The organism is Rhizobium sp. WSM4643 (genome assembly GCF_025152745.1).
In the GTDB taxonomy this organism is placed as follows: domain Bacteria; phylum Pseudomonadota; class Alphaproteobacteria; order Rhizobiales; family Rhizobiaceae; genus Rhizobium; species Rhizobium leguminosarum_I.
In genome coordinates, this window is the sequence record NZ_CP104041.1 from 57,579 (window position 1) to 75,886 (window position 18,308).

General features: G+C 60.7%; 18 protein-coding genes. 7 read left to right on the plus strand and 11 right to left on the minus strand.

Annotation, left to right across the window (positions count from 1 at the left end):
* The first annotated feature begins 40 nt into the window (after positions 1-40).
* From N1937_RS24170 to N1937_RS24200, 7 genes are all read left to right on the plus strand, one after another.
* A complete protein-coding gene (locus N1937_RS24170; RefSeq protein ID WP_260059698.1) occupies positions 41-295 on the plus strand; it encodes a FitA-like ribbon-helix-helix domain-containing protein in 255 nt (84 codons plus the stop codon).
* A complete protein-coding gene (locus N1937_RS24175) occupies positions 292-717 on the plus strand; it encodes a type II toxin-antitoxin system VapC family toxin (protein ID WP_260059493.1) in 426 nt (141 codons plus the stop codon). Before N1937_RS24170 ends, N1937_RS24175 begins: the two co-directional genes overlap by 4 nt.
* A 194-nt stretch (positions 718-911) precedes the next feature.
* A complete protein-coding gene (locus N1937_RS24180; RefSeq protein ID WP_260059495.1) occupies positions 912-1,673 on the plus strand; it encodes a GntR family transcriptional regulator in 762 nt (253 codons plus the stop codon).
* The gene (locus tag N1937_RS24185; protein ID WP_260059497.1) at positions 1,667-2,452 is read left to right on the plus strand and encodes a transporter substrate-binding domain-containing protein; all 786 of its coding nucleotides are present in this window, start codon (positions 1,667-1,669) and stop codon (positions 2,450-2,452) included. The genes N1937_RS24180 and N1937_RS24185 overlap by 7 nt, the downstream gene beginning before the upstream one ends.
* 79 nt (positions 2,453-2,531) lie before the next feature.
* Complete coding sequence (locus N1937_RS24190; RefSeq protein ID WP_170275893.1) at positions 2,532-3,203, plus strand: amino acid ABC transporter permease; 672 nt, start codon at positions 2,532-2,534, stop codon at positions 3,201-3,203.
* Positions 3,200-3,859: an amino acid ABC transporter permease gene (locus N1937_RS24195; RefSeq protein ID WP_260059500.1), complete on the plus strand. Its 660-nt coding sequence runs from the start codon at positions 3,200-3,202 to the stop codon at positions 3,857-3,859. Before N1937_RS24190 ends, N1937_RS24195 begins: the two co-directional genes overlap by 4 nt.
* Positions 3,837-4,562: an amino acid ABC transporter ATP-binding protein gene (locus N1937_RS24200; protein WP_170259719.1), complete on the plus strand. Its 726-nt coding sequence runs from the start codon at positions 3,837-3,839 to the stop codon at positions 4,560-4,562. Before N1937_RS24195 ends, N1937_RS24200 begins: the two co-directional genes overlap by 23 nt.
* A 471-nt stretch (positions 4,563-5,033) precedes the next feature.
* On the opposite strand, the gene N1937_RS24205 is transcribed toward N1937_RS24200, so the two are convergent.
* The 11 genes from N1937_RS24205 to N1937_RS24255 all read right to left on the minus strand — a co-directional run bounded on the left by N1937_RS24205 (position 5,034) and on the right by N1937_RS24255 (position 18,272).
* Positions 5,034-6,407: an ISNCY family transposase gene (locus N1937_RS24205; protein WP_260058593.1), complete on the minus strand. Its 1,374-nt coding sequence runs from the start codon at positions 6,405-6,407 to the stop codon at positions 5,034-5,036.
* Positions 6,408-6,607: 200 nt separating this feature from the next.
* The gene (locus tag N1937_RS24210; RefSeq protein WP_260059502.1) at positions 6,608-8,077 is read right to left on the minus strand and encodes an NAD-dependent succinate-semialdehyde dehydrogenase; all 1,470 of its coding nucleotides are present in this window, start codon (positions 8,075-8,077) and stop codon (positions 6,608-6,610) included.
* Positions 8,074-8,847, minus strand: coding sequence for a sulfite exporter TauE/SafE family protein (locus N1937_RS24215; RefSeq protein WP_260059503.1), 774 nt, complete (start codon positions 8,845-8,847; stop codon positions 8,074-8,076). Before N1937_RS24215 ends, N1937_RS24210 begins: the two co-directional genes overlap by 4 nt.
* Positions 8,848-8,849: 2 nt before the next feature.
* A complete protein-coding gene (locus N1937_RS24220) occupies positions 8,850-10,841 on the minus strand; it encodes an alpha-glucosidase (RefSeq protein ID WP_260059505.1) in 1,992 nt (663 codons plus the stop codon).
* A 24-nt stretch (positions 10,842-10,865) separates the two neighbouring features.
* Entirely contained in the window at positions 10,866-11,630 is a 765-nt protein-coding gene (locus tag N1937_RS24225; RefSeq protein ID WP_260059507.1) for an SDR family NAD(P)-dependent oxidoreductase, read from the minus strand.
* Between the two features lie 3 nt (positions 11,631-11,633).
* Positions 11,634-12,518 (minus strand): SMP-30/gluconolactonase/LRE family protein, encoded by an 885-nt coding sequence (locus N1937_RS24230; protein WP_260059508.1) that lies wholly within the window; start codon positions 12,516-12,518, stop codon positions 11,634-11,636.
* Positions 12,519-12,528: 10 nt separating this feature from the next.
* Positions 12,529-13,332: an HpcH/HpaI aldolase family protein gene (locus tag N1937_RS24235; protein WP_017967308.1), complete on the minus strand. Its 804-nt coding sequence runs from the start codon at positions 13,330-13,332 to the stop codon at positions 12,529-12,531.
* Between the two features lie 10 nt (positions 13,333-13,342).
* Complete coding sequence (gene araD, locus N1937_RS24240) at positions 13,343-15,088, minus strand: L-arabinonate dehydratase (RefSeq protein ID WP_017967307.1); 1,746 nt, start codon at positions 15,086-15,088, stop codon at positions 13,343-13,345.
* A complete protein-coding gene (locus tag N1937_RS24245; protein WP_017967306.1) occupies positions 15,085-15,939 on the minus strand; it encodes a carbohydrate ABC transporter permease in 855 nt (284 codons plus the stop codon). Before N1937_RS24245 ends, araD begins: the two co-directional genes overlap by 4 nt.
* Before the next feature lie 5 nt (positions 15,940-15,944).
* Complete coding sequence (locus N1937_RS24250; protein ID WP_260059511.1) at positions 15,945-16,880, minus strand: carbohydrate ABC transporter permease; 936 nt, start codon at positions 16,878-16,880, stop codon at positions 15,945-15,947.
* 138 nt (positions 16,881-17,018) lie between these two features.
* The gene (locus N1937_RS24255; protein WP_260059512.1) at positions 17,019-18,272 is read right to left on the minus strand and encodes an ABC transporter substrate-binding protein; all 1,254 of its coding nucleotides are present in this window, start codon (positions 18,270-18,272) and stop codon (positions 17,019-17,021) included.
* Positions 18,273-18,308: the final 36 nt, after the last annotated feature.

Here is an 18,308-nt window from a genome sequence, read left to right on the forward strand (position 1 = left end):
TATTGCTAGCATCGCTATCATGTTCCACAAGGTTGCCATCATGCCCGCAGTCACAATCAGAAACCTCTCCGAGGCGACCCACCGTGCTCTCAAGGTGCGTGCGGCTCATCACGGGCGCAGCACCGAAGCGGAAATGCGCGAAATCCTCGAGGCTGCCGTCCGTCCGGAAACGCGGCTGCATCTTGGCAGCGCGCTCGCCGAACGGAGTCGTCGCCTCGGGTTGACAAATGAGGACCTTGCCGTTCTGGACCAAGCTCGCGACGCATTGCCTGCAAAGCCGTTGAGCTTTGAGTGATTATCCTTGATACGAACGTCGTTTCCGAGGCGATGAAACCCGCGCCCGACGAAACCGTGAAATTCTGGCTCGATGAGCAGGCAGCCGAAACCCTCTTCCTTTCTAGCGTCACGATCGCCGAGCTGATGTTTGGAATCGGCGCCCTCCCGGCTGGCAAACGCAAGGAAAGGCTCTCCGACGCGTTGGACGGTCTGATGGAACTCTTCGAACGCCGTATTTTGGCTTTCGACATTACAGCGGCACGGCGCTATGCCGATCTCGCGGTCAAGGCCCGAACTGCTGGCAGAGGATTTCCCACTCCGGACGGCTATATCGCCGCTATCGCGGCATCGAAAGGGTTCGCCGTAGCCACGCGCGATACAAGTGCTTTCGACGCTGCAGGCGTTGAAGTGATCAACCCCTGGGCGGCTTCGACCGCATAAGGTCGTTCGGTCAGTAAGAACAAGCCGCCACGAGTGGTTCGACGCTGGTCTGCGTTTGCAAGGCGTTGCAGGCACGCGCTCAATTTACGCTCAGTCTGCATTCCCAGCGTGCAAATTCCAAGGGGAGGGATCCGAGACATCTTGGAAATCCTGAACGCAGAATTTTTGGCACGCGCTTTGCTTTCCTGTCTTGTATGCAAGATAGCCACACATCTGAGAGCACGCAGAAGACGATTGAGGAGACGATCGTCTCTGGAATTCTTTCAGCCAAAATTCGGCCTGGGACGCGTCTTGGTGAAAACCAGTTGGCAACGCTCTTCAGCGTGTCTCGAACCCGCGTTCGTGAAGCCATGATGCGCCTGGAAACACGCGGCATCGTGCATGTCAGTCCAAGACGAGGCTGGTTTGTTGTCGAGCCGTCCGCAGAAGAGGCGGTCGCGGTCTATGAGGCACGGCGCGTCATCGAGGCCGGATTGCTGCGCAGCATGCGCGCCCTGACAGACGAGGGACGCAAAGCTCTCGACGTGCATTTGAACGAGGAAAAGACCGCAATGGCTGCGGGCGACCGCCAGCGCCTGACCTATTTGATGGGCGATTTCCACATCCGCATCGCCGAATTGAGCGGGAACGCCATCATCGTCGATATCCTCCGCGATCTCACCGCGAGGACGATCCTCATCTCGATGCTCTATCAGTCTGAATTTCATGCCGCACAGTCCCATGACGGGCACTGCCGCATCTTCGAGGCCATGCAAGCGGGCGATTTCGTCAGGGCTGCGGAACTTTCTGTCGAACATCTGGACGAAGTGGAGATGGGCCTCGACCCCACCACGCGCCCGGATCCACTCTCGGAACTGCGCAGTTCCCTGTCACTCCCTGCCAAAACCGTGCCCTCGGTCTCCCAACTGTCATACCCCAAAAGCCACAACTTCAAAGGAGCAATTAAAACATGCTGACAAGACGAGTCTTCTTCGCCATCGCGACCCTGGCTGCAACCTTCGGATTCGGCTCCGCGTCTCATGCCGATGCTCTCGCCGACATCACGGCGCGCGGCACGCTGCGTGTCGCGGTTCCGCAAGATTTCCCACCCTTCGGCAGCGTCGGTACCGATATGGCGCCGATGGGCTACGATATCGATGTGGCCAACCTCATTGCCGAAAAGCTCGGCGTCAAGACCGAACTCGTGCCGGTCACCAGCGCCAACCGCGTTCCCTATCTGCAGACGAATAAGGTCGATCTGGTCATATCAAGCCTCGGCAAGAATGCGGAGCGCGAAAAGGTGATCGATTTCACCACGGCCTACGCCCCCTTCTTCAATGGCGTGTTCGCGCCCGCCGATCTTTCGATCGCCAAGGTGGAAGATCTCGCGGGCAAGAGCATCGGCGTTACGCGCGGCGCCGTGGAGGATCTCGAGTTGACGAAGATCGCGCCGGCCGATGCGACGATCAAGCGCTACGAGGACAACAACGGCACCATCTCGGCCTTCCTCTCCGGCCAGGTCGACACCATCGCCACCGGCAACGTCGTGGCCGCTGCGATCCTCGCCAAAAATCCCCCCAAGCGCCCTGAGATGAAGTTCCTCATCAAGAACTCGCCCTGCTATATCGGTCTCAACAAGGAACAGGCAGCTCTTCTGGAGAAGGTGAACGGCATTATCGCTGCGGCCAAAACCGATGGCGCGCTGAACGCCATATCACAGAAGTGGCTCGGCGCCGGTCTCCCGTCGGATCTCTAAGGGACTCGGTCTCACGGACGTCATCCCGCGCCTGCGCGGGATGACGTGACGATCCGCCACCGCAAGAAGGGACAATTCCTTGAGTTACCATTTCGAATTCGGCTGGCTGCTTGAATATTATCCTGAGATCGTCAAGGGCATACTGATCACCCTGGAGCTTATCGCCATCGGCGGAATGCTCGGCATTTCGCTCGGCATCTTCTGTGCCTGGGTGCGCGCACTCGGCCCGGCCTGGCTGAAGCCTGTCGTTGCGACTTATGTCGAGCTGATCCGCAACACGCCGTTCCTGATCCAGCTCTTTTTCATCTTTTTCGGTCTGCCGTCGCTCGGTCTCAAGCTTTCCGAACTGACGGCCGCCAACCTCGCGATGGTCGTCAACCTCGGCGCCTATAGCTGCGAGATTATCCGCGCGGGCATCCAGGCAACCCCGAAGGGTCAGTTCGAGGCAGGCGAGAGCCTTGCCATGACCCGCTTCGAAACCTTCCGGCACGTCGTTCTCGTGCCGTCGCTGCAGCGCATCTGGCCGGCGCTGTCGTCGCAAGTCGTCATCGTCATGCTCGGCTCATCGGTGGTGTCGCAGATCGCCGCAGAGGATCTGACCTTTGCTGCGAACTTCATACAATCGCGAACCTTCCGCGCCTTCGAGGCCTACATCGTCTCGACATCAATCTATCTTGTGCTGGCGATCCTGCTCCGGCAGGTGCTGGCGGTGGTCGGCGGGTTCATTTTCCCAAGGAGAGCGGCGCGATGATCGAGTTCACACTCTGGGATATCCTGCGCAACCTGCTGCTCGCCACCCGCTGGACGATGCTGCTTTCGATCGTCTCCTTCATCGGCGGCGGCGCGGTCGGACTGGGGTTGCTCTTCTTGCGCATCAGCAAGCGCAAGTCATTCAGGACGGTCGCAAAATACTATATCGAGCTCTTCCAAGGCACACCGCTGCTGATGCAGTTCTTCATTGCGTTTTTCGGTCTCGGCCTCTTCGGGATAGATGTGCCGGCCTGGCTTGCTGCGGGATTGGCGCTCACCTTATGGAGCGCCGCCTTCCTCGCCGAAATATGGCGAGGCTGCGTCGAAGCGGTCGTGAGGGGTCAATGGGAAGCCTCCGCCAGCCTCGGCATGGGCCGGTTGCAGCAGATGCGCTATGTCATCCTTCCGCAGGCGCTGAGGGTCGCGATACCACCCACGGTCGGCTTCTCCGTTCAAATCGTCAAGGGAACGGCGCTGACCTCGATCATCGGTTTCGTTGAATTGTCGAAAGCCGGCACGGTGGTCACCAATGCCACCTTCCAGCCCTTCACCGTCTACGGGCTCGTCGCCCTCATCTACTTCGCCCTTTGCTGGCCTTTGTCGAAAAGCAGCCAGATCCTGGAAAGGAAGCTCAATGTCGCTCATCGAAATCACTGAAGTCCGCAAGAGCTTCGGCACCACCGAGGTGCTGAAAGGCATCAATCTCGACGTGGAGGCTGGTGAAGTCATCGCTATTATCGGCAAGAGCGGTTCAGGCAAATCGACCCTGCTTCGCTGCATCAACGGCCTGGAGACCATCACCGATGGCTCCATCTCCGTGGCCGGCGCGCAGCTCCTTGATGACGAACTGCATCTGAAGGCACTGCGCCTCAAGGTCGGCATGATCTTTCAGCAGTTCAACCTCTTCCCGCACCTGACCGTCGGCGGCAACGTCATGCTGTCGCAGACCGTGGTCAAGAAGACCCCGAAAGCCGAAGCCGAGGCTACCGCCCGCAAGATGCTGGAGCGGGTAGGGCTGGGCCACAGGTTCGACGCCTATCCCGACGAGCTCTCGGGCGGCCAGCAGCAGCGCGTCGCTATCGCCCGCGCGCTCGCCATGCAGCCGACAGCACTTCTCTGCGACGAGATCACCTCGGCGCTCGATCCGGAACTGGTCGCCGAAGTTCTCGCCGTCGTGCGCGAGCTTGCGGCCGAGGGAATGACGCTCCTGATGGTAACGCACGAGATGAAGTTCGCCCGCGATGTCTGCAGCCGCGTCGTCTTCATGCACCAGGGCCGCGTTCACGAAATAGGCCCGCCGGAGGAAGTCTTCGCCAATCCTCAGACTGCGGAGCTGAAGCAGTTTCTCGGCGTCAGCTAGAATATCCGTGCGTTTTCCATCTGGACAACGCTCAGGCGTTCGTCACGGATCTTCTGGATGACTTCGAGGCGATGCAACTCTTTCTGCGACATGGTGATCATAAAGGACATGACGACTCCGACCGCTCATGGTCTCGACCAGGCTGAAGATCGTCATCCTTGCTCCCGACGTTGGCGTTGACCAGTGCGTCGAGAGGCGAGACTGTCGCATCTCTAACTGGCCCAACTGTCGCATTGCTAAATAGCCCTTACATACAATATATGTGGCGGCAGGGTTGGAATGTCCGTTTGTGTGCAAAGTAGAAGTGTCACTTCGGACGCGTCTTCAGCTATTTAGAAATGCGACACTCGGCATGTCCACTTGCGCTGAGGCAAGCCCCCGACCGGACCGGCTGGACCGGGTTGCAAGGGAAGGGCGGGGGCGGGTGAGATGCTCCCCTTCGGCTTTAGCTTTGACAATTGGAGCAGCCAGTCATTCCGCCGCATCGAGGTCAGAGAGCGCTTGTCGCCGTCGGGCAATGACGGCGGGATCGTTCATGAAATCCTTCCGCCGTCCCGGACCGCGAGCACGTCGCACATAGCCGTTCTTCTCGCTGTTGGTCTTTACATCAGGCTGCGACTGCCGCTCCTGGCGCTCCTTGATATAGGCCAGCACGTCTCCGAGTCGCTTGTTCTCGATGATCGCCGCATGCGTCACCCGCTGGTCCTTGTCGAACACCTTGTAGGGCAGGGAGTATCCCTTCCACCGCACATCGAGCCGGCCGTCCGCATAGGCATAGGTCTCGACATAGCGGCCAGCCAATCCACGCGTCACCTCGTTCTCCTCGAGCATGATCCGCTTGCGTTCAAACGAAAACGTCAGCTGCGCCCCGACATAGCGCTGCTCGCGCTTGCACAGGATCTCCTTCAACCGATCTGGGGCGAGATTCATCGGCCGGTGCAGGTCACCGGATCGGGCAGGGGCGAGCGCAAACCGCGCATTGTAATGCTCTATGAAGTCAGGCAGGTACGCATTGCCTGCCTCCATGTCGCAGATATCGGCCAGCCGCAATTCCTTGACCAGCCGATCCTGCAGCGTCCGGTTCATCCGCTCGACGCGGCCCTTGGCCTGACTGGAATTTGCACAAAGAATCTCGATGTTTAGCTCTGAGAGCGCACGGCCGAACTGGGTCATGCCCTGGCCACCCTTGGCGTCTTTCTTCGCCACCCGGAACACAGAATGCTTGTCCGAGTAGAAGGCCACAGGCGCGCCGTGATCGCGCAGGTAAAGCGCCAGCGCCTCGAAATAGCTGAAGGCGCTTTCCGAGCGCACGAACCGCAACTGCATCAGCTTGCCCGTCGCATCATCGACGAACACCAGCAGCGAGCATGGATCACCGCGGTCCTCAAACCAGCGATGTTCGGACCCGTCGATCTGTATCAGCTCGCCATAGGCTTCACGCCGCAAGCGCGGCTGATGAAACGTCCGCCGCTGCTTGCGCGAGAGCCACAGGCCCGCATCCACCATCCAGCTGCGCAACGTCTCGCGCGACACCCGCAACCCATCGCGCTCGGCAAGCTTCTCGGCCGCCAAGGTTGGTCCGAAGTCTGCATAGCGTTCGCCAACCAGCGTCACGGCGTAATTCCGAACACCGTCGCTGATCCGGTTGTTCGACGGTCGACCGATCGCCTTGTGCCGGATCGACGCCGCACCACCCGTGTTGATCCGCTCCAGCAGACGACGCACCTGGCGCGTACTCAGATCAAGCACATGTGCCGCCGACACCATCGTCATCCGGCCGGCGATGACCTTCGATAGAATCTCGATCCGTTGCAGGTCGCGCTCGCTCATCGCAATCAGTCCCATCCGCAATCTCCACCGTCATCAAACAAGGGGAGAGTGACATTCCAACTTTGCAGAAACAGGACACTTCAACTTTGCGGCTACAATATAAAAGTGGCATAACCCAGTTTATGGAACTGACCCCATCCTTCTGTGTGCCAGTGTCCGGTTTCATCAAGCCCTTATTTCAGGGCGACTGCCGGCCAACGCGACAATCGGGTCAATTACATTCCCCCAAGTGCCACATATTTCAGTTCAAGAAAGCCCTCTATGCCGTATTTCGATCCTTCGCGCCCGGTACCGGACTGTTTGATACCGCCGAAGGGCGCCATTTCGTTGGCGATCATGCCGGTATTGACGCCGACCATCCCTGCTTCAAGCGCCTCCGCGACACGCCAAATGCGAGCCATATCCTTGGCATAGAAATAGGAGGCGAGACCGAATTCACTATCATTGGCCATGGCGATGACGTCGTTCTCGTGCTTGAACGAAATGATCGGTGCCAGCGGCGCAAAGGTTTCCTCCTTGGCCACCTTCATCGTCTGCGTCACGCCGGTCACGACTGTCGGCTCGAAGAAAGTGCCGCCAAGCACGCTACGCTTGCCCCCAGTGAGAACTGTCCCGCCATTGGCCATCGCATCGGCGATATGCTCTTCCATCTTCGCAACGGCCTTCTCATCGATCAGCGGCCCTTGGCTGACGCCGGCGTCTGTACCGCGACCGAGCGAAAGACCCGAAACCTTGGCAAGCAGCCTTTCGGTGAAGGCTGCAGCAACACTCTCCTGCACGTAGATACGGTTGGCGCAAACGCAGGTCTGGCCGGCATTGCGGAATTTGGAGATCATCGCGCCTTCGACGGCGGCATCGAGATCGGCGTCATCGAAAACGATGAAGGGCGCATTGCCGCCCAATTCCAGCGAGAGGCGCTTGATGCCGCCGGCAGCCTCCTTCATCAGCCAGCGCCCGACGCCGGTGGAACCGGTGAAGGTGATCTTGGCGATCCTCGGATTGTGGCAGAACTCAAGACCGATCGGCTTCGCCTCGCCGGTCACGACGGAAAACACGCCTTTCGGTACGCCGGCGCGCTCGGCGAGCACGGCGAGCGCCAGGGCCGACAGCGGCGTCTGCGAAGCCGGCTTCAGGATCATGCTGCAGCCGGCAGCGAGTGCCGGGCCTGCCTTGCGGGTGATCATGCCGTTGGGGAAATTCCATGGCGTGATTGCCGCGCAGACGCCAACGGGTTGCTTCAGCACCATGATGCGCTGGCCGGCATTGGGGCCGGGAATGATATCGCCATCGATGCGCTTCGCCTCTTCCGCAAACCATTCGAGATAGGCCGCGTTGGAGACGACCTCGCCCCTCGCCTCCGCCAGCGGCTTGCCCTGCTCGGTCGTTAGGATCAGCGCCAGATCGTCGGCATTTTCGATGATGAGGTCGTACCAGCGCTTGAGCACCTGCGCCCGCTCCTTGGCCGTGCGCCTTGCCCAGAGCTTCTGCGCTTCTGCTGCGGCATCGATCGCCTGCGCGACGACCGCCTGGCCGAGATCCGGCACATTGGCAATCAGCGCACCGTCGAAGGGATCGGTCACCGCAATTGACTTGCCGTCGGGTGCGCCGATCCACGCGCCGGCGACGAAAGCCTTGTCTGTGAGAAGGGCGGGGTCCTTGAGGGCAAGCGTGCGGCGTTCGGTCATGATGCATGATCTCCTATGATCTTCAAAAGGGCGGGAACGGCCAGCGACAGGCCGGACAACAGAAGCAGGCCGAAGGCCATGCGGCGGATGGATAGGGCAGACAAGGGTGGCGGCCACCGCTTGGCGACAAAGGTCATGATCATCACGACCGGGATGCAGAGCAGACCCCACCAGAAGCTGCTATGCGGGACGTCGCCGGCAGCCGCGACCATGGCCAGCCGGATTACGGCATTGACGGCAAACGCTGCCACCAGAGTTTCGCGGATGCTGACTGCCGGCAGCGGCTGCCGGTAGAGGTGATAGACGAGCGGCGGGCCGGCGGTGGAAAACAGGCCACCCATCAGACCCGCAACCGCACCGAAAAACGCGAAGGAAGCGCGCGATGACCGCACGGCCAGCGGCTGCGGCTTCAGCGCAAGCTGCAGGCTCGAGGCAATGATGACGATCCCGAGTACAAGCTTCAGCCAGTGGATGGACGCCGAAACCATCTCGCCCAGCAGCCAGTATCCGGCAGCAAGCGCCGAAATGCTGGAGATGACAACCGGCCAGAACTCGGCCCAGGCGATATCGCGCCAGCCGCGCGCCAGAACCTGGACTGCGTTGACGAGCACCATACAACTCACGAGCACGGCGGCCTCCGGCAGCGGCATCAGCCCGGAAAGGCCGATGCCACCCATCATGATCAGCCCGAAGGCGAAACCGGTCAGGGTTTGCATGTAGGCGGCAAGGCCCGCCAGCACCAGAAGTCCCGCAAGACCGGCAGCGCTCACTGTCACAGACCTCGAAGACCGGCAAACAGCGCTTCATCGGCGCAACCGGCTCGGTAGAAGACGGGCGGCTGTCCGAGCGGCGCGGCAATCCGAACTTTTTCGCCGCCGGCGAATGTTTCGCCCGTCCAGGCGTGAACCCAAAACGCGCCCTTCGGCAGATAGACGACACGATCCGCCTGTGCTGCCTCCCAGACGGGCGCGACCAGCATGTCGGCGCCGTAGAGATAACTGTCCTGGATTGCATAGGTCTCACGATCGTCCTGGTGATGCAGGAACAGCGGCCGCTGTACCGGCAGACCCCGCGCAACCGCCTCATCGGACAGCGATTTGAGATAGGGAGCAAGATGCCTGTAGATCCGCGTCATCCGGGCGAAATGCGACAGCACCTGCGCGTCCTGATCAATCTGCACGTTTTCGCGCGGGCGATTTCCCTCATGGCTGCGCATGACGGGGGTGAATGCCGCCATTTCGGCCCAGCGCATCAAAAGCTCGGGCGTGCGGACATTGCCGAAGAGGCTGGTATAGCCTCCGATGTCGGAGTGGTGATAGGCATTGCCGAGGAGGCCGGAAGACAGGGCAGCACAGATGACGGTGACCAGCCCATCGTGCCGGGAGAAATCGACCGACTGATCGCCGCCCCACAGCAGCGGACAATGTTTCTGGACGCCGGTGAAGCCGGCGCGCATGAAAAACAGCGCCTCGCCGGTCTGACCGCGACTGGCAACCGCCTTCGCATTGACTTCCGCCCAAAGCGTCGGCCACTGGTTGTGCATCAGCTTGGCATCGATGCCGTTTGCAAGGTGCACGTCGATCGGCAGGTATTCGCCGAAGTCTGCCATCCATCCCGAAAGCCCATAGTCCAGCATCTTCTTGCCGATGATGTCCTCGGCAAACCATTCGGCCGCGGCCGGATTTGTGAAATCGACGACGCCGCAGTCGAATTCGCCAAAATCGACCAATGCCGTTTTTCCGCTTTCATCCGTAGCGAAGTAGCCCTCCGCTTCCGCGATTTCAAACAAGGGGCCATCGACGCAGAGATAGGGGTTCACGTAACCGAGGAACCTGATGCCATCACCGTTCAGCTCGGTAATCCTCTGGCGTAGACCGGGATAACGATCCTCGTTGGCCTGCCAGTCCCAGAAGAGGCGCGCGCCGAAGGAGGTCTGGCGCAGCCCCACCCAGTCCTCGCACCATAGAGCGGAAACCTCGACGCCGGCATCGCGCATCGACTGAAGCCGCGAAAAGGAATTTTCGCCATCCTTCAGCCCGATGATCGCGCCGTTGTATACCCAGTCGGGAAGCGGCGGCTGGCGGCCGAAGCGATCCGACAGCACCTCGACCAGTTCGACGAAGGTCGGCGCGGCGAAAAGCTCGATCCGCGACGGAATCGCCCAGACCTCGATCTCGTGAAAAGTCTTGCGGCGGAAATCGAAAACGGAATAGGCCGTCGTTTCGACATGCAGCGCGTAGCGCGCCGAGGAAACATAGGTCGGTTGTGGGTAGTTCGTGTTGAAATAATCGCCGCCCGCCCGATCCTTGACGTTCGACTTGAAGGTGATCTCGCTGGTCCGGTCGCGGCCGACGCCCGGCTCAGAGGTCCAAAGGGGAAAGCGCCGGCCGCGCATGTCGAGATAGGACATCTGCTCTCCGCCACCCCAGACATGTTCGTCGTGATCGGCAGGGACACGCATCCATAGCCGATTCAGCGACGTATCGAGCGCCTCAAAGCCGATGGTACCTCCATCGATGTTCAGGACAAGGCGTGCCGGCCGGCCCGGTCCGTCCGACAGAAAAACCCGATTGTGTTCGATCTCCGTATGCGCAAAGGCACGACGCTCGATGACATAGTCCTCGATTTCGAAATTGCCGCGATACATATCCATGCGCTCTTCGCCATGACCGGCAAAGATCGCAGGCGCGGCTGCGCTGTGCTCAAGAATCGTCCGGCCCCCGAAAGTGAGAATGAAGCCGGTTTCTGTCTGTTCGAGTTTCATGAAACTTTCTTTCGGATCGCATGTTCAGTTCTGCGTCAGCCCGGCATCGACGACGAAGTTCGCGCCGGTGCAGCCGCCGCTTTCGTCAGAGGCAAGGAACAATGCCATGCGCGCCACATGGCTTGCATCGAGGCGGAACTTCAACGCCTGCAAGTCGATGAACTGCTGGTTCTGTTCCGGCGACGTCCAGAGGTTCAATTGCCGTTCTGTGACGATCGCGCCGGGGACGATGCAGTTGACCCGGATGCCGGAGGGGCCGAGTTCGCGGGCAAGCGTCTTGGTCATGCCGTTGATGGCGGCCTTCGCAGTGGTATAGCCGACCATGCCGGGACGGCCGCGCATCCAGGAGACTGACCCCAGCATGATGATCGACCCGCTCCCTTTTTCGGCCATGCGGGCGCTGACGGCCTGGGTTGCGAAAAACTGGTGGTCGAGATTGAGCGACAAGGCTCTCCGCCAGGACTCCGGTTCGAGATCGCTCATCACGTGACGATCGTCCTTGCCGGCGTTGTTGACCAGAGCATCAATGCCGCCGCGTGCCTGTTCGACCTCGGCAATGGCCCTACGCAGCGCTGGAATATCCGTGACGTCGCAAGCGGCGAACGTCGCCCCGATCGAAGCAGCTAGTTTTGCCCCCTCTTCGGCATCGATATCGATGAACGCAACATTCGCGCCTTGCGCGGCAAAAGCCTTCACCGTCTCCGCCCCGATACCAGAGGCGCCGCCGGTGACAAGCACGGTGCGCCCTTCAAGGGAGGTGTAGCGAACGCTGTCATAGTTGGATGGCATTGGTCAGGCTTCCGAGTTGAAAAGGGGTTTTGGCAAACCGGCGATATAGGTGCGCATTGCAAACACTGCGCCGGACAGGGGAAAGGCGGCGATCTCGTCTGCAGAACGGCCAATGCTGGCGCTTGTGCAATAGAGGGTTCGCATGTCGGAGCCGCCGAAGGTAACCATCGTCGGGCACTTCGCCGGCACTGAGTATTCCGCGAGGAGAATTCCATCAGCACTGTAGCGTTGTACGCGCCCGCCCTCGAATAACGCGGTCCAGTAGCATCCATCGACGTCGACGGCGCCACCGTCCGGGCGGCCCTTATCGGTGTCGCTTCCGAACCGAGCAAAAGCCCGCCGGTTGGAAGCCGTACCTGTCTCAGGCGCATAGTCGTAGGTATAGAGGGCGTAGCGCAGCGTGTCCGCATGATAGAGCCTCTGCCCGTCCGGTGAGAACGCGACGCCGTTCGACGTCAAAAGACCATCGGCCAGCTGGGCTAGACCGTTCCGATCGAAGCGGTAAAGACCGGCAATGCCTTTTTCGCGGGTCTCATCCACCGTTCCGGCCACGAAGCGCCCTTTCGGATCGACCATGCCGTCATTGAAGCGGCTGCTCGCCTGATCCTCGGGATTGTCTGCGAGTTTGCGCAGAAGTGTCCCGTCGGTGCCGACCAGCCACAGGCCCGAGCGCAGTCCGGCAATGAAACCGCCAGCCGCGGCGAGGCCGATGCAGCCGACTTCCTCGGGAAGTTCGATTGTCTTCAAGCCACCGGACTCCGGATCGAACCGATGTATCCAGCAGCGCTTGATATCGACGAAATAGAGCACCTGCTCGGCAACCGACCACAACGGGCATTCGCCGAGAGACGCCTTGAGGTCGAGAACAAGTTCGAAACCCGTTTGCACGCCGAAATCCTCAGTAGGCGGCGGCAGGTGCCGCGGCGGGGGCTACCTGCCCCTTCAACACGCCAAGCCAATCATTGGCGCGACCGGTCATCATGGCGATGTCGGATGCTATCGCCGCAAAATCGTAACCATAGCCCAGGAACCGCTTTACCATATCGGGATTGGGACCAACGATGCCGACCGGCTTGCCGGCCGAATGTGCGTCCTTTGCCGCCTTTTCGATCAGCGCCTGCACCTCCGGATGGGAGATATTGCCGATGTGGCCCATCGCAGCCGACAGATCGCCAGGCCCGACGAACAGCGCGTCGATGCCGTCGACCGCAGCGATCTCCGGCAGGCGCTCGATCGCCTCCGGCGTTTCGATTTGGACGATGGTGCAGACCTCACCGTTCGCCCGCTTCAGATAGTCAGGGATCGTGCCGAATCTAGAGCCGCGATGAACGGCAGCGACACCACGAATGCCCTGCGGTGGATAGCGCGTGTAGGATGCAGCCGCGCGCGCCTCCTCGGCCGTTTGGACGAAGGGCAGCATGACGGTGCGCGCGCCGGCATCGAGCACGCGCTTGACCAGCACCTGATCGTTCCACGCAAGGCGCACCACGGCCTCGGCCGGCGTGCAGCCGATGGCGCGCAGGATGCCCGCAACATCGGAGACTTCGACCGGCACATGCTCCATGTCGACCACAAGGAAATCGAAGCCGGCATAGCCGAGGGCCTCGGCCGTGGCGGGTGCCGCTGCCATCAGCCAGGTGCCGAGCGGGGCTGCGCGGTCCTTTTCGGCAAGCCATGCCTTGAAATGGTTGGTCAGGCTCATGGTCGTCTCCTCAGTAAATGGCAGGATCGGGCACGGCGGCCGTTCCACTCAGAAAATCGAAATCGCAGCCCTGATCGGCCTGGCTGACATGCTGCTGGTAAAGTGCCGCGAAAGAACGCTGGTAGGCCGGCGGGGCGGGCTTCCACTCGGCGCGCCTGCGGGTAATTTCCGCCTCGTCGACCTGCATGTTGATCGTCCCCGCCTCAACGTCGAGTTCGATCAGGTCGCCGGTCTTCAAAAGCGCCAGCGGTCCGCCGATGGCGGCCTCGGGAGAGACATGCAGGATGCAGGTGCCGTAATGCGTACCGCTCATGCGGCCATCGCAGATACGCACCATGTCGCGCACGCCTTGCTTCAGAAGCTTTTTGGGGATCGGCAGATTGCCCCATTCCGGCATGCCGGGGGCGCCGACCGGGCCGGCGTTGCGCAACACGATGACCGTGTTCTCGGTGATATCCAGATCGGGATCGTCGAGCGTTTTGTTCATGACACCGGGATTGTCGAAGACGATAGCCGGGCCGAGATGCTTGAGGAATTTCGGATTGGCCGCAGAGGACTTCATGACGGCACCGTTGGGCGCCAGATTGCCGCGCAGGACTTCCAGTGTCTTGCCGCGCGACAGCGGCACCACCGGATTGTCCTCACCGCGAATGACATCGTCGTTCCAGCAGTCCGCGCCGGCGATGTTTTCGCCGAGCGTTTGGCCGTTGACCGTCGGCCGGGCGAGGTCGAGGTGACGGGAAAATTTGTTCAGCAGCGCCAGCAGACCGCCGGCGAAATAAAAATCCTCCATCAGGTATTCGCCCGATGGAAAGACATTGGCCGCGACCGGCACCTTACCGGCCATCGCTGCCATGTCGTCCAGTGACAGATCGATATCGGCGCGGCGCGCCATCGCAACCAGATGGACGGCGGCGTTGGTGGAGCCGCCGAGCGCCATATAGGCGACGAGGCCGTTGAGAAAACTCGCCTTATCGAGAATGTCGGACGGCTTCAAATCTTCCCAGACCATCTCGACGATGCGCACGCCGCAGGCTGACGCCATGCGCGGATGGCCGGAATCGGTCGCCGGGATCGAGGACGCGCCGGGTAAGGTCAACCCCATCGCATCGACGATCGAGGTCATGGTCGAGGCCGTGCCGATCGTGTTGCAGGTACCGGCGGAGCGGGTCATCCGGCTTTCAAGATCGACCCAGTCATCCTGCGTGATGTTGCCAGCACGAAGTTCGTCCCAGTATTTCTTGGTATGCGTCCCTGCCCCGGTCTTGACGCCGCGCCACTGTCCGTTCGACATCGGCCCGGCCGGGCAATAAATTACCGGAATATCCATGGAGATCGCGCCCATCAACAGCGCCGGCGTGGACTTGTCGCAGCCGCCGAGCAGCACGGCACCATCGACCGGATGCGAACGCAGCAGTTCCTCGCATTCCATCGCTAAAAAATTGCGATAGAGCATCGTTGTCGGCTTCACCATCACCTCGCCGACCGAGAGGGCCGGCATCTCGACAGGATAGCCGCCCGCTTGCCAGACGCCGCGCTTCACCGCCTCGGCCCGGTCGCGCAGATGCGCGTGGCAAGGACTCATCTCGCTCCAGGTGTTGATGATGCCGATCACCGGCCGGCCCATGAACTCGTCGCGGCGCATGCCCATCTGCTGCGTGCGCTGCCGGTGGGCAAAGCCGCGCATGTCGTCGGAGGCAAACCAGCGTTGGCTGCGCAGTTCCGAAAGATCGCGTTTTTTCTTCACGTCGCTCATCCCTTGATCCCGCCGGCGGTCAGGCCGGAGACAACACGCTCCTGGAAGATGACGATCAGGATGGCGACCGGCACGATACCGACGACGAGTGCTGCCGAGATGACCGGCCAGGGAAAGGCGAACTCGCCCTGATAGAGCTGGATGCCGACCGGCAGCGTGCGTAGCGACGGGTTGGAGTTGAACGAAAGCGCCAGCAGGAATTCATCCCATGCATTGACGAAAGCAAGGATGCCTGCGGTGAATACACCGGGTGCGCAGAGCGGTACCACCACTTTGAAAAGCGCGCCCATGCGCGTGCAGCCGTCGATCATCGCGGCATTTTCCAGATCGCGGGGGATACCTTCGAAAAAGGACACCAGCATCAGCGTGCAAACCGGGAGGCTGAGCACCGTGTAGGGCAGGATGAGCGCTGTCCAACTGTTCAGGAGATTGAGCGCCCGCATGATCTCGAACAGCGGCACCAGCAGCGTCACCAGCGGGAATGTCGAAACGGCGATGATCAGCGACAGGATCAGCCCACGATAAGTCAGGTTGAGCCGGGCGAGCGCATAGGCCGCCAGCACCGAGACCAGCAGCGTCAGAGCAGTCGAAAGCAGCGCCACCATGAAACTGTTGAACAGGAAGACGTGCAACGGTTGGTCGGAAAAGGCCTGCACGAAGTTCTGCACGGTCGGCGCATGCGGGATCCAGCTAATGGGCTTAGCCGTCAACTCGGTTTCCGTCTTCAGCGAAGTGAACAGGATCCAGAGCGCCGGGAACATGCCGTTGATCAGAAGAATTCCGGCGGCGATCAGCCGCAGCGGCTTGCCGGACAGGAAGGATGTCGAACCCGAAGCCAATGTCATGCTCATGGCGATTACTCCTTGGTCCGGATCATGCGGAGGTAGACGGCCGTTACGCACATGGAAAGTGCGAACATGACGACGGCGAGTGCCGACCCATAGCCGAGATCGAGGAAGGAAACGGTGTTCTGATGGATGTACATCGCGAGCGTCGAGGTCGATGTGCCGGGCCCGCCGCCCGTCATCATGTAGGGGATATCAAAGGTCTGCAGCGCGGTGATCGTCCGGAAAATCAGCGCCACGACGATCGACGGCTTCAGAAGCGGCAGCGTGATCTCGAAGAATTGGCGCAGCCGCCCGGCGCCATCGACATCCGCAGCTTCATAGAGCGAGCGCGGAATGGTCTGCAGGCCGGCGAGAATGATCAGCGCCATGAAGGACGAGGTCTTCCAGATGATGGTCAGGCAGATGGCGGCGAAGGCCCAGTTCGGAGAATTAAACCAGATGATCCCCTCGAAGCCGAGACGGTTCAGCACGTCATTGACGACACCGTATTCCGAATGGAAGAACCAGGCGAAGATCAGGCCGGCGAAGGATAGCGGTAGCGCCCAGGGGATGAGCAGCGACAGGCGAACGGGCCACTGCATAGCGAACGAGAGGTTCGCCATCAGGGCGAGACCAAGCCCGACCAACAGAGCGCCGGGAACGGTGATCAGCGTGATCAACACTGTGTTCCAGGTGGTTTCCCAGAAGACCGGGTCACCGATCATCAACCGGTAATTGTCCAGCCCGGCAAACTCGGCCGGCAGGCCCGAGGTCAGAGACAGATTGAAAAAACTAGTATAGACGAGCCGGCAGACCGGGTAGACGATGATCAGCGCCAGGAGAACTGCGGCCGGAAATAGAAGCAGTACGGCCAGCGAACGGTCGCTGAGGTCGAGCCAGCGCGTCCAATTGGCAGGTTGGGCTTCCTGTGCGTCTGTCGCTTTGAATGTGGTTGTCGTCGCCATGGTTTCGTTCCGAAACATTGAGAGGGTCGGACGGCGAGGCCTTTTGCCTCGCAACCGAAAGGTCGCTCGTCCCACCCCTTGAGAAACTCTCCCCTCCCCAAAGACAGGGAGGGGATTCCGCGAGAGCTTAAGGGGTCCTCACCGCAGAACGCGCTTCAAGCGTGCCTCGATCTGATCGGCACCATCTTCCGGCGTCGTTACCCCGGCAAGAACGGCGTTGACCGTCGTGCGGATCACTTCGCTCACTTCATTGTAGCGCGGCGTCACTGGACGCGGCTTGGCGGTCTCGACCACCTGCAGCGCATCTGCAAACCACGGCGCGCTCTTCGTCACTTCCGCGTCCTGGTAGAGGCCGGCGTAGGTCGGCAGGAGCGAGCCGTTGATGGCCATGAACTTCGAAACGTCCTGCGAAGACAGGTATTCAACCAGCTTCTTCGCCTCATCCTGATGTTCGGAATAGGCCGACACACCCCATTCCCAGCCGCCGAGGCACGTCGCCTGCTCGCCGCCGGTCATGGCCGGTAGACGGGCGACGCCGACCTTGCCGGCAACGGCCGATTCTTTGCCCTGAGCCTGCGCCCAGGCATAGGACCAGTTGACGGCAAAGATCACATTGCCAGCCTGAAACTCCTTGCGCGTGTCGTCGGTGCCGACTTCGGCTATATTCTTCTTGGAAATGCCCTCGTCGGCAAAGCTCTTCCAGAGGCCGAGCGATTTGATCGCTGCGTCGCGATCGAAGGTCAGGCGACCGTTGTCGGTCAGCACCTTGCCCTGGCTCCAATACGGCAAGAGGAAGGTGCAGACGGCGCCCTCGATCGCCTTGCCCTGGAACGACAGGCCCTGGAGATTGGCATTTCCTTCGCTTTCGGCAATTTTCTTGGCAGCAACCTTCAGTTCATCCCAGGTCTTGGGCGGCGCGATGCCGTATTTCTCCAGAAGGTCCTTGCGATAGTAGAGGAACTGCGAATCCGCGAAGGCCGGCAGCGCGATCACCTTGCCATCGACCGTATTGGCGCCCGCATAGGCCGGCAGGTAAGAGGACATGTCCTTGCCGGCGAAATCGCTGGTCCAGCCGGCAGCGGCAAACTGCGCCGGGCGGATGACGTCGAGGATCAAGACGTCGAGCGAGGTATCCTTGGCCGACATCACGGTATTGAGATACTGCGCCTGGGCTTCGGACGTGTTGCCGCCCGTCTCGATCTTGACCTTCACATCCGGATTGGCGGCTTCATATTTGTCGAGCGCCTTGCGCCAGACGTCCGGCTGGTGCTGGCTGGAGATGTAGATGTTCAGCGCCGTCTCGGCCGAAGCCGGCATCGCAAACGCCAGCATCGTGCCGCAGAACAATATACCGGTTAATTTCCGAAAAGCGGTTAATTTCGAAAAAGTCATGGTTTCCTCCCGTTTGGTTTGTGGTCGCGCGGTCTT